The sequence below is a fragment of the Pseudovibrio sp. POLY-S9 genome, assembly GCF_001431305.1.
Classification (GTDB): Bacteria; Pseudomonadota; Alphaproteobacteria; order Rhizobiales; family Stappiaceae; genus Pseudovibrio.
Map to the genome: position 1 here is coordinate 141,509 of NZ_LCWX01000228.1, position 12,377 is coordinate 153,885.

Below are 12,377 nucleotides of genomic sequence, written 5' to 3' on the forward strand. Positions count from 1 at the left end.
CGGAGAATTCCAAGGTAAAACGCATCAGCTCTGTGCTTGATGCCTTGAACGCCCTGGATGAACGCTTGAACTCCCTTGCTCATAACGAAAATGAAAAAGGGAAGGGTGTTCCGCCAAAAGCTGAAAGTACTGCGCCTATGCAGGAGCCGAAACCAGCTTCTGTAGAACAGAACTGGGCACCCGCCGCGCAAGATTATGCTCGTCCGCCGGTCACGCAGATGGAGCCTCGCTTCAACGCAGGTGCAATGCCGCACGGTGTGGAAGCACGGCAGAGCCAGAGACCAGCAGCACCGCAGCCAGCACAAACTGCGGAATATTCTGAGCTCAACACAATGATTGACGGCCACTTCAAGCAGCTGGCCAGTCAGCTTGATACGTTGCGCGAGCCGGATGAAGCGCGCTTTGAGCAGTTGCATGATGGCATGCAGACACAGCTCAACAGCCTGCGCGACGAAATGATGGACCGCACCTCCGACAATCGCTCGCAGCTCTCCGAAATTATTGGACGCCTGCGCGATGAAGAGGGCAACGGCCTGCTGCTCAAAGAACTGCGCCACGAACTGGAGCAGATGAAGTCAGCACTGTCCCGCTCTGACATTGAGGACAGCCTCAATGCTCTGGGCATGGCGCACGCATCCATCCAGTCTCGCTTGCAGGAACTGGCAGAAAAGAATGTCGATCCGGCGATTTACGAGAGCCTGTCTGAGCGGATGGCCGAGGTGGAAAACCAAATCCGCCAACTGCCTCGCGTTGATCAGCTCAACTCGCTGGAAAACCGTTTGTCCTCCATGGGTGACCGTCTGGAAGATGTTTTGCTGCGCTCCGGCACCGCTGGTCTGGAAGTTGTCCGCGATGAAGTTGCTCAGCTGAGACAAGTTATTGATCGTCTGGATTCAGGCCGCATGATCCATGATGTGGATCAGCGCATCCGGTTCCTGACAGCCCGCATGGATGAGCTGGACCATTTCTCTGCAATTCAGCGTGATATTCAGTCTCGCCTCAGCAGCGTTGAAACGCGCATGCCAGATGGCGAAGTGATTGACCGTCTGCATGGCCGTTTGGATTCCATCTCCAACATTCTGGCTGAAGGCCCGGAAAAAGCAGGCAACAACGATCAACTGAACCGTTTGGAAGATCGCCTTTCTGATATCGGCCAAAAGCTGGACCGCATGGAGAAAAGTCCGGAAGCCACAACAGGCTTTGATCAGGCTTTCTCGTCCATCGAAGGTCGCCTCGACCATCTCTGCAACAAAGTGGATGACATCGAAGTCCGCCTGACGGAAACCTCCTTCGAGGTGGCTTTGAACGAGAACGAAAGTGCGGCTCTTGCCCGTCTTGAACAGCGTGTGATGACGCTGACCCAGATGGTTGAAGACAGTGCCCATGCTGGTTCCTCCGACAAAGCAATGTCCATGATCCGCGCTGAGATCGCAGAACTACGCGGCCACATCGGTGCATTGGCAACTTCCGGCGACATTGAATCCCAACTGCAGGAGCTGGCTGCAACCATCTCCAGCCCGTCTGGCCTGTCCTCAGATGTTGAGATTGATCGTCTGGAACAGCAGATTGCAGACCTCTCTCAAAAGCTGGATATGTCTCAAACCCAGTTTGGGGCGATCGGCAATCTGGAAAACAGCTTCGGCACCATCGAGCAAGAGATCAAAGGCCTTCACACCGACATGGTGGATAAGGCGCAGCAGATCGCACAGGATGCAGTAAAGGCTGCAACGGACAATCTGGCTCTGGGCAATGGCGCGGAGCAGGGTGAGGCTGTTGAAGCTGCCATTTCTGCGCTGCGTCTCGACCTGCAGTCCCTGCTGGAAGCATCCGGCGAGAAAGACGATGTAGACCAGCATGCGCTGCAAGATGTGCGCGATGTGCTGGGCACCATTTCCCATCGCCTGGAAAATCTGGAAAGCATCCGCAACGCCATCGGCAACACAGAGATTTCCAACGAACACCAGAAACTGGTTGGCGACACGCAGATCAGCAGCATTCTGGGCGCCTTCAATATGGGGCGCAAAGGAAACTCAGCGGAACAGGCTTCTGCCGCGGCGGAACCGGAAGGTCCACGTAACCGTAAAGCAGACTTCATAGCAGCGGCTCGCCGTGCTGCAAAAGCGGCTGCCAAAGAAGTGAAGACAGCCAAGCAGGAAGAAGAAAAGCCAGCATCCGGCACGAGCAAAGCACCAGAACGGGCACGCCGTCTGCGTGACTACATCAGCCCGAACCGGACCAAAAATGTTGAGGTTCCTGAAAACCTGCGCGCCAAAAAAGCAGCTGCAACGGCTGAGGTTCTCAGCAAACTTCAGGTAGCCGAAGAGCCTATTTCTTTAAGCTCAGAAGACATCGTAAGCGAGACAGAGACTGCGGTGAAAGAGCCGATCAATCTGTCTGCTGCACCTGTTGAGTTGGGCAAAGTTGAAACAGAAACAAAAGGCAAGAAGAAGGAAAGCAAATCCAACCGCCGCCGTGCAATCATGCTGGCAGCAGCGGCTCTTCTTCTGACCATCGGCGCGTTGCGGGTGTTCGACACAGGTCTGTTCTCCAGTTCAGACGGCGTTGACACTGCAGGATCTGACACAATGCCAAGCATCATGGCGCCAGATGCACCAATGCCAGGCAAAGACAACTCCTCCCTGCTGAGCGGTGGTGTAGACGCAATTGCAGCACCTGATGTTATCAGCCGCGTATCCTCCATGCCTTCTGGGGCAGAGTTACCATCACCCGTCAGCTCCACAAGCATCTGGCAGTCTGGCTCCGCCACCGCACCGTCCGAACCAACCAAAGAGTTGATCTTTGGTCAGGCAACCGACATTGGCGGGGGAAATAGCAAAGCACAGCCAGCTCAAAAAGTTGCTTCCAATGTGGCCGCTGATCCAATCACAACGGCCAGCGTTCCTACCACACACGCAACAGCCTCTGGGTTTGGCGAGCAGGTGACACCAATCATTCCGCAGCAGCCAATTCAGCAGGTTGCTCCAAAACAGTCCGCTTACGATCTGCCATATGCAATCGGCCCGATTGATCTGCGCACAGCCGCCACCACTGGCGAAGCTGCAGCCCAGTTCGAAGTTGCACGCCGCTACACTGAGGGCAATCTGGTTCCCGCCAATCTGGGTGCAGCAGCGGACTGGTATCGCAAAGCAGCAGCGCAAGGGTTAGCGCCAGCGCAGTACCGCCTCGGCAGCTTCTATGAAAAAGGCCGCGGTGTTGAAAAGGATCTGGCACAGGCACGGGACTGGTATTCTCTGGCAGCCGCGCAAGGCAACATCAAAGCCATGCACAACCTCGCTGTTCTCTATGTAGAAGGCATCGATGGCAAACCGGATTACACCTCCGCCGTCAAATGGTTCCGCATTGCTGCTGACTATGGCGTAGCAGACAGCAAGTTCAACCTTGCCATCCTCGCAGCGCGTGGCCTTGGCATGAAGCAGGATCTGGTGGAAAGCTACAAGTGGTTCGCCCTCGCAGCCCTGCAAGGGGACGATGACGCGGCCGGAAAACGCGACGAAGTCGCCGCCAGCCTGACCAAGCGCCAGCACGGACAGGCTCTGGAAGCGGTCGCGACCTATCAGATGAAGCCGGTTGATCCTGCCGCCAACAAAGTCATGATCGACACCAAGTGGTCCGGCAAGCCGAAAACCACAGTTTCACAGGCTGGTTCTCCATCTGTGAAAAAAATACAGCAAGCCTTGCTCGATATGGGGTATGATCCAGGCAACCCAGATGGTGTAATGGGACCTAATACACGGCGCGCGATCAAGAGTTTGCAAGCGCGTTTGGGAATGGAAGCAACGGGTGAACCTGACCGGCGTCTGATGACGGCGCTGGCCTCTCAGACCATATAATTTCACGTTACTAGGGGATTTCTGGTTAGATTTGCACTTGCTGCTCCGCGTAGATTGACAGAGCGTCTGGAATGGCGCTTAACACTCTACAATGTTGTTGGATAAAAGGTGACTCGGGGCGCACTGTCAGGTCACCTGAGTGACCCGCGGTGCCATTTTGCAGATCTATCTACCCATCGCAGAACTGCCGATTAATGTCTTTATGATCTTCGCCATGGGCGGAACCGTCGGGTTCCTCTCAGGGCTTTTCGGCATTGGTGGCGGCTTCCTGCTCACGCCACTGCTCATTTTCTCCGGAATTCCGCCAGCGGTCTCTGTTGCAACCGTCACCACACAGATCGTTGCCTCCTCGGCCTCCGGCGTTTTGTCGTACTGGCGCAAAGCGGGCATTGACTTCAAACTTGCTGGTGTTCTGCTGTGTTCGGGTATCGTCGGCTCGGCCATCGGCGTCTGGATCTTCGGCATCCTGCGCAGCCTCGGGCAGTTGGATCTGGTGATCTCGCTGGCCTACGTCACCTTCCTCGGCACCATCGGCGTGTTGATGTTGGGTGAATCCATGAAGGCCATCATGCGCCGCAAAAGCGGGAAAGCACCTGCTGGCCGCAAGCCCGGACAACACAACTGGGTGCATGGCCTGCCGTTCAAGGTTCGTTTCCGCCGGTCCAAACTCTATGTGAGCGTCATCCCGATCTTCGGTATCGGCAGCTCCATTGGTTTCCTCGGCTCAGTTCTCGGCATCGGCGGCGGCTTCATGATGGTACCTGCGCTTATCTACCTGCTGCGCGTACCGGCCAATATCGTCATTGGCACTTCACTGCTGCAAATCCTCGGCACCATGGCCGTGGCAACGTTCCTGCATGCCATCAACACCCAGTCCGTTGATATCGTGCTCGCCCTGACGCTTATGATCGGCGGTGTGATTGGCGCTCAGTTCGGCGCTCAGGTGGGGCAGGGCATGCGCGGTGAGCACCTGCGCCTCGGCCTCGGCCTGCTGGTGCTGCTCGTCGGCCTGCGCTTTGCGTTCAATCTGATTGTGGAACCGGAAGACCTCTATTCCGTCAGTGTGATTGAGGAGCCAGTCAAATGAGACGAGCGCTCTACTCACTCACAACACTGCTGACAGTCCTCTTTCTGGCACTCATCTCTGGTGCACCCGCTCTGGCTGAAAAGCTCGTGTCTGCCGTCTCGTCCTCTCACGTGGCCATCACCTCCAACTTCACCGGAACGCAGATCCTCGTTTACGGAGAGATCGCCAGAGACGCAGAAACCGTCTCCAGAACCGGCAATCAGGATGTCGTCGTCGTTGTGGAAGGCCCGCTGGAGCGAGTCACCACATGGCGTAAGGATCGTATCGTCGGCCTTTGGATCAACGCCACCTCGCAAACCTACATCGCTGTCCCAAGCTTCTACGCCGTCCATGCAACGGATGACCTGCGCAACATCGCATCAGACGACTGGCTCAAACAGTACCGCATTGGTTTGGAACACCTGCCGCTTGCAGCCTTGGGCACCCGTGCGCCAGCGTTAGAGCGCAATGCGTTCAAGGCAGCGTTCCTGCGCTCCCGTGTCCAGCACGGCCTTTATTCGCAGATGTCCAAGTCCATCAATTTCCTGAGCCCGACCCTGTTCTCAACTACAGTAGATCTGCCAGCCACCATCCCGACAGGGGACTACAAAGTCACGACCTTCCTCTTCAGCGGAGGCGTATTGCTGGACCAGCAGGAGCAAGTCCTGACCGTGGCGAAAACAGGCTTTGAGCAGGTGACATTCAACCTGTCCCGGCAACATCCGGCAGTCTACGGCGCACTGGCCATTATTCTGGCCCTGTTCACCGGCTGGCTCGCAGGCGTGATCTTTAAGAAAGATTAGGAAGCGAAAGCGTTCATTGATAGCAGACAAAAGAAAAGGCCCTCAGATCAGAAGGGCCTTTTGTGTTAGTCGCTGAGGAGCTTGGAGGCAGTGAATGGGAACAATCGCCCGTTGCCCAGCATGAACACCGAGAACCGCTTCTCGGCAAACACATCAGAAAAAGCTCTGTCCATCACATTCAGGCCACCTGTCAGCGCACCAAAGGCTGGCAACACAAGGCGGTTGCCGTTGGTCGCAAAGCAGGCTCTGCGAATGGTACGGCCCATGCGGCGCACTTTGGCGGCTGGGTGCAAGTGCCCGCAAATCTCGCCGCGCTCAGCCTCTTCATTCGGCTCATGCCGGAAACTGAGGGATTTGATGGAGAGCTCTTGATAGCGCTCACCGCAAATGTGCCGGGCAATCTCAGGGTCGTGGTTGCCGGTGATCCAGATCCACTCCCGTCCCAGCTGCATGGTTGCCAGCATGGCGAGATACGCCGCAGGCATGCGCTCGGAGCTTTCGCAGTCATGGAAGCTGTCACCAAGGCAGATCACGCGACGCGGATCGAACAGATCGATCAGGGCGGAGAGCTTTTCCAGTGTGGCAGCTGTATCATAAGGAGGCAGCATCAGGCCCTTGCTCTTGGCAATGCTGGCTGCTTTTTCCAGATGGAGATCAGACACCACAAGGGTCCGCTCTTCTGGCCACCACAGGGCTCCACTGTCGTGAAGGCCAACAAGTTCTCTTGCGAGAGACAAGTCGTGGCATACAGGAATAGGTTGACGATAACTCGGTTCTACTCGTGGCTGCAACTGACTGTTAAGTCTCACAATTGGGCCTCCAGTAATAAATCATCTGCTGCGTCCGCCAGCAGCTCTTCTGTCGCACTTCCAAAGATAGGCTCTTTCCCAATTTCAAGAAGAACCGGAATAGCCAAAGGAGAAACGCGACCCAAAGCACTATGCGTGATTCTTTTGTCGATACGAGAAAGAAAGTGACCTAAACGAGAGATATCCAGAAGTCCTGTAGCGGCATCCGTCCAGGTTGCTTGTAAAAGCAGGTGATCGGGCTCGTGTTCGTGCAGTACGTTATAAATAAGATCCGTATTTATAGTTATCTGTCGCCCGGTTTTCTCTTTGCCAGGGTGCCGTCGTTCTACGAGACCTGAGATCATAGCGCAATTTCTAAAGGTTCGTTTCATCAAACTACTTTCAGCAAGCCACGCTTCAAGGTCATCACCAAGCATATCTTCTTCAAATAGGTCATCCAGCTTCAAGCGCCCGCTTTTTATGGCAGCGCCCAAATCTGTCAGCCCCCACAGGGCCAGTGAATACTCAGTTGCCACAAACCCCAGAGGATGCAGACCAGCGCGCTCAAGACGGCGTGTCAGCAGCATTCCCAGCGTTTGGTGAGCCAATCTGCCTTCAAACGGGTAGCACACGAGGTAGTGCTTATCGTTCCGCGGAAAGGTCTCTACCAGAAGACGTTCATAATCTGGTAACTGTGATTTCTCTTTTTGTAATTCCAACCATTCACGAACCTGACCTGGCAAAGAAGACCAACTGTTAGGATCAGAGGCAAAGTTGCGCACGCCCTCAGCAAGATAGGTGCTGAGCGGAAACTTGCCGCCCTGATAACTCGGGATCTTCGGGTCTTGCGAAGCACTGCGGGACACATAGGCCTCGCTCTCCTTAAGGCCTTCAAACTTAAGCACCTGACCGGCAAACACAAAGGTGTCACCTACAGCAAGCTGCTCAATAAACCACTCTTCAATCTCTCCCAGCATCTTGCCGCCAAACCCAAGGGGCCGCTTGCTGTTGGCTCCGCGTGGTTTCACCTGCCGTACTTTGAGCGTTGCCGCATCTAAAATTGTGCCGGAGTTGAGGCGATATTGCTGGGCAAACTGCGGGTGGGATACCCGAAACAACCCCTCTTTGGTCGGGCGCAACTTGGCGTATCTGTCATAGGCTTTGAGCGCGTAGCCACCAGTTGCCACAAACTCCACAGCCTTCACAAACAGATCATAATCCATATGCCTGTAGGATTGACTGCTGATCACCTCTTCATAAAGCTGCTCAGGCTCAAACGGTGCAGCACAGGCAACGCACATAATGTGCTGGGCCAAAACATCCAGCCCGCCCTCACGAAGAGGAGGGGTGTCTTGCTCACCTGCTTCAGAGGCTTCCAGGGCTGCCTGACATTCCAACACCTCAAACCGGTTGGAGGGTACTAAAATGGCCTTGGAGGCTTCATTCATACGGTGATTGGCGCGGCCAATGCGCTGTGCCAGTCGGCTTGCACCCTTTGGAGCGCCCACATTGATCACCAGATCGATATCACCCCAGTCAATGCCCAGATCTAGCGAGGAGGTACACACTACGGCTTTAAGCTGACCCGCGGCCATATGGGCTTCCACCTTGCGGCGTTGTCCCACATCCAGCGAGCCATGATGAAGCGCAATGGGCAGCGTATCTTCATTGATGCGCCAAAGTTCCTGAAACAACCGTTCCGCCTGCGAGCGCGTGTTTACAAACACCAGTGTGGTGGTGTGGGCTTTAATCTCCTCATAGATCTCGGGCAGGGCGTAGATGCAGGAATGACCAGACCACGGTAGCCTTTCCTGTGTCTCTAAAATGCTGATATGCGGCTTGGCCCCACCTTTGGCCTGCACAATCTCAGCATGGTGAACTTGTTGCGATAAAGGTTGCTCCACCAGATAGGCACGCAGATCATCAGGGTGCGCAATGGTGGCCGAAAGCCCGATACAGCGCAGGTTAGGCGCCAGTTTGCGCAAACGGGTCAGAGCCAGAGCGAGCAGGTCCCCGCGCTTGGAGGTCACCAGCTCGTGCAACTCATCCAAAATGACATAGTGCAGATCAGCAAACAGCCGCTCGGCGTTCTTGTCAGAAAGCAGAAGCGAGATCTGTTCCGGCGTGGTCAGCAAAATATCTGGTGGAAGACGTTTCTGCCGTTGCTTCTTGTGGCTGGGCGTATCGCCGGAACGGGTCTCCAGCCTGATGGAAAGCCCCATCTCCTCAATTGGCACCTCAAGGTTCCGGTGAATATCCGTCGCCAGCGCTTTAAGGGGAGACATGTAAAGCGTGTGCAGACCGCCTGTCCCGGCAGCCTTCGCTTCTCCGGCCTTGCGCTTGTCTGCCTGACGTTTGTGATGCAGGTCCACCAGTGACGGCAAAAAGCCCGCCAGTGTCTTACCGCCACCAGTCGGAGCGATCAAAAGGGCGGAGTTGCCAGCGGTCACCTTGTCAAACAGCTCCAGCTGGTGAGCACGTGGAGCCCAACCACGGCTGCCAAACCAGTTGTTAAAGACTGAGGGAAGGTGAGAGGTGTCTGTCATAAACGACGAAAAGGTCCGATCCTGAAAACAGTTGAGCGCACTTTGCCACCAATGATCACATGTGCCAATCAGAAATGGGGCAAACCAAGAACATTTTAGCAAAGAGGAGAAGGGAGGGGGATAAACCGATCTCACTCAACCCATTGGTGTCAAACCATGAGATTTATTCTGTGAGGTGGTCGGGATATCGGCATAAAAAGCGGAAAATACCCATGAAATTTGTTTCCTTCTGAAAAAAGGACTGGCAAACTGAGCCCTATCCACGGCATATAAGGGAAAACGGGCTCCAGAAGCCTTACCTTCGTGAAAAATGCTGGCACATCAATAAGCTGGGAAAAGGGGCAGTCACTATGAGTGTTCAGGACGAAACAGAACTAATGCTCTCCGAGTTGTTTGATAGCTATGCAGATGCCTATGAGGATTATGACGCCGGGCTGATTGCAGATTGCTTTGCATTTCCCTGTGTAATCTGGCAGCTGGAAGAAGGCCATGTCTTCAACGACAAGGCTGAGCTTTGCGAGAACATCGAAGCACTCCTGGAAGTGCACCGCGAGCATTATGTAACCTCTTCCATCTACGAAGTGGTGTCCTCTCACATCTCCGGCTCCACCGCGAGCGTCAGCCTCGACTGGCAGCAGGAAGATGACGAAGGCGAAGCAGTCTTCGATTTCACTTGTCACTACCTGCTTATCAACATCGAAGGCCGGTGGAAGATCGCAAGCATTGTGAACGAGCCTGCCTGATTGAATTCGGCTCAGCAATGAAGAATGAAGCTCCCGACTGCGAAGTTTGGGGGCTTTTTTGTAACCAACGCACAAAAAACGCCTTTAACGCAAACCAACGCACATAAGAACGCAAAGCTGATTTCTGATGTGTATCCGACTCCAATGTGACCGGTTTTCAGATAAACAGCCGTAAAAACAAAACTCTACAGCTGCTCATACGGTCTGCGCGTTTTTGTGAACGCCAGCACAGGGCTTTCTCATTGAAATATATCTGTTTTTGCAACAGGATAGGCTGAGTGTATACATTGGGGAACAATCATGACTGCACAGATCGATTACTTCTATACGCACCTGTCGCCATGGGCGTATCTGGGCCATCAGGAATTTCTGCGCATAGCAGAAAACTATGATGTCACAGTAACCTTTCGGCCAGTCAATCTCGCTGTCTTGTTCCCGCTGACAGGCGGTTTGCCTCTGGGCAAACGCCATCCGGCCCGCCAGAAGTATCGGTTTATTGAGCTTCAGCGCTGGGCAGAAAAGCGCGGCGTTTCAATGAACTACAAGCCAGCCCATTTCCCGGCGGACATTGCGCTGGCAGATTCCATCGCAATTCGTCTGCAGGAGCAGGGCGGTCCGGTTGGCACTTATTCCCAGAAAGTCTTTGAAGCTGTCTGGCAAAAAGACCTCAACGCAGCCGATGAAAACGTCCTCACAGCCATCCTGAATGAGCTCGGTCTGGACGCGGATAACCTCATCGCAGCTGGAAAGTCTGATGAGATGCTGGAAGCTTACACAGTCAACTCCCGCATGGCTGAAACGGCAAATGCGGTCGGTTCACCAACCTATCTGCTCAACTCCGAGCCATTTTGGGGACAAGACCGCCTCGACCTTCTGGAAGATGCGTTGAAAAGTGGCCGCGGCCCTTATCAAAGCCTCGTGTAGTTCCCATTTCATGCCTATGTCTGATCGGATGGTCAAGGCGCTCTGATTGCTGCTAAACTGAAAGCCATATCTGCCAGCAGGTATGGCTCTGCAATCTCCAGAGGCTTTAAGTCGTTGATTTGAAACAGAGATGGGAAGAAATCGTGAAACAGTCTTATCTGGCCAGTGGAATCCTTGCGGTCACCTTTGCGATGAGTGGACAAAGCGCATTTGCCCAAAGTGAGCAGGATGTTCCCGTTCGCTTTGAAATGCAGCAGACGGATAAAGGGCTGATCCGCCTCGACACCCGCACGGGGATAGTCTCACTCTGCGCCACCAAGGCCGAAAAACTCGTCTGCCAGCCTTCCCTCGACGGCATCATGGTCTACGAGGACGAAATCACCCGTCTGGAAGCAGAAAACAACAAGATGCGTCAAGAACTTAGACGCATCTCCGAAGCACTTGCTACCCTGACCGAAGACGCCAGCATCGCCGCCATCAAACCCGAAGCAGGCCTCGACCTCTCCATCGCCAAACAACAGGAAGAAGGCTGGTTCGGCGATGAAGAAGAGCAAAAACTGGAAGAAGCACTGGAGTTCACCGAAAACGCCATGCGCCGTTTCTTCTCTGTTGTCGAAGAAATGAAAGACGATTTCCAGAAGGGCGAAAACGAACAGCCAGCGCAGTAACAAGCGGGCATAAAAAAACCGCCTTCAAAGGAAGGCGGTTCTTAACGCGTTGATCGCAAAGCTTACTGTGTTTGTAAGGCCACCAGTGCTGTGCGGAAATCTGCTGTCAGAGGAACAGTCTTACGGCTGTTCAGATCCATGCTGATAGACACCTGATCACACACCGCCGCCAAACGCTTGGTACGAGATTCAAACAGATGATGGCGGATTGTGAAGGTGTTTTCCTGAACGCTGGTCAGCGTAGAAATCACCAGACCCATATCCCCCAGCTTCAGCGGGCTGATCCAGGAAAGCTTCTGCTCCAGCGCAACCCGGCCATATTCATTCTCATCCAACCACGCCGTGTTCATCGGAGTCCGCTCCCACACATGCGCCGCTGCATCAGAGAAGCAGGCAAGTGCAAATGCGTCTTCAGCTTTCTGTTCAGCATTCAGATTCCGTGGCAGAACTGTTGAGCGGCCAGTAATCTGCGCACCGCTTTTGAGCAAATCATCAATGGTTGGTTTGCCAGAGAACGGGCTTGGCGAGATGCCACGTGGAACCGCCGGCTTGGAGATATTCTCCTCAACATCTTTGAAGCGCGCCCGCAACTGCTTTGCAGAACTAGGATTTGGCGTATAGCCATCAATCGCAGTTGCGCAGATCTCCCCGGTGGAGCCTTCAATCATTTCATGCACAACAGAGAGCATGTGCGGCCCGTCAAAGGCCACATAAGACTTCACGGTAATCAGGGATGCAGCAACCAGCTCTGCATGGTAACGCACGTGTCGAACACGGCGCGCACCAACCAGTGCTTCGCTAAATCCGGTCATCATTCTAAATTGACGGTCAGCTTCTTCAAATTTGGAGAAGTAAAACTGCACGTTCAAATGGTCGTTCTCGTCGCATTCCCATGTATTCACAAACGAGAGAAGTGTTTCTAAGCTTGCCATATCCAACCCTTTGTGCAGCCTCGGTTCATAAGCGCTACTGCGATAACCCACTAATT

General features: G+C 54.2%; 9 protein-coding genes. 6 read left to right on the forward strand and 3 right to left on the reverse strand.

Features of this window, described 5'->3' with window-relative positions; all coding sequences use genetic code 11:
• The 3 genes from PPL9_RS23310 to PPL9_RS23320 form a co-directional block, all read left to right on the forward strand.
• Positions 1 to 3,851 (forward strand): peptidoglycan-binding protein (locus PPL9_RS23310; RefSeq protein ID WP_208989578.1); only part of this gene is annotated, 3,851 nt, incomplete at its 5' end.
• A gap of 157 nt (positions 3,852 to 4,008) precedes the next feature.
• The gene (locus tag PPL9_RS23315; protein ID WP_057465030.1) at positions 4,009 to 4,938 is read left to right on the forward strand and encodes a sulfite exporter TauE/SafE family protein; all 930 of its coding nucleotides are present in this window, start codon (positions 4,009 to 4,011) and stop codon (positions 4,936 to 4,938) included.
• On the forward strand, positions 4,935 to 5,720 hold the full coding sequence (locus PPL9_RS23320; RefSeq protein WP_057464951.1) for a TIGR02186 family protein: 786 nt from the start codon (positions 4,935 to 4,937) through the stop codon (positions 5,718 to 5,720). Before PPL9_RS23315 ends, PPL9_RS23320 begins: the two co-directional genes overlap by 4 nt.
• Positions 5,721 to 5,785: 65 nt before the next feature.
• Here PPL9_RS23320 and pdeM read toward each other — a convergent pair whose 3' ends face one another.
• Both pdeM and PPL9_RS23330 read right to left on the reverse strand, forming a co-directional pair.
• Complete coding sequence (gene pdeM / locus PPL9_RS23325; RefSeq protein WP_193758274.1) at positions 5,786 to 6,457, reverse strand: ligase-associated DNA damage response endonuclease PdeM; 672 nt, start codon at positions 6,455 to 6,457, stop codon at positions 5,786 to 5,788.
• Between the two features lie 68 nt (positions 6,458 to 6,525).
• Entirely contained in the window at positions 6,526 to 9,054 is a 2,529-nt protein-coding gene (locus tag PPL9_RS23330; protein ID WP_057464952.1) for a ligase-associated DNA damage response DEXH box helicase, read from the reverse strand.
• Between the two features lie 350 nt (positions 9,055 to 9,404).
• Between PPL9_RS23330 and PPL9_RS23335 the strand changes: the two genes are divergently transcribed.
• The 3 genes from PPL9_RS23335 to PPL9_RS23345 all read left to right on the forward strand — a co-directional run bounded on the left by PPL9_RS23335 (position 9,405) and on the right by PPL9_RS23345 (position 11,389).
• A complete protein-coding gene (locus PPL9_RS23335) occupies positions 9,405 to 9,797 on the forward strand; it encodes a DUF4440 domain-containing protein (protein ID WP_057464953.1) in 393 nt (130 codons plus the stop codon).
• Between the two features lie 300 nt (positions 9,798 to 10,097).
• Positions 10,098 to 10,721 carry a 2-hydroxychromene-2-carboxylate isomerase gene (locus tag PPL9_RS23340; protein ID WP_057464954.1) on the forward strand — a complete coding sequence of 208 codons (624 nt, stop codon included), beginning with the start codon at positions 10,098 to 10,100 and terminating at the stop codon, positions 10,719 to 10,721.
• A gap of 143 nt (positions 10,722 to 10,864) precedes the next feature.
• The gene (locus PPL9_RS23345) at positions 10,865 to 11,389 is read left to right on the forward strand and encodes a hypothetical protein (protein WP_057464955.1); all 525 of its coding nucleotides are present in this window, start codon (positions 10,865 to 10,867) and stop codon (positions 11,387 to 11,389) included.
• Positions 11,390 to 11,451: 62 nt separating this feature from the next.
• Here PPL9_RS23345 and PPL9_RS23350 read toward each other — a convergent pair whose 3' ends face one another.
• Entirely contained in the window at positions 11,452 to 12,321 is an 870-nt protein-coding gene (locus PPL9_RS23350) for a thioesterase family protein (RefSeq protein ID WP_057464956.1), read from the reverse strand.
• Positions 12,322 to 12,377 lie beyond the last annotated feature (56 nt).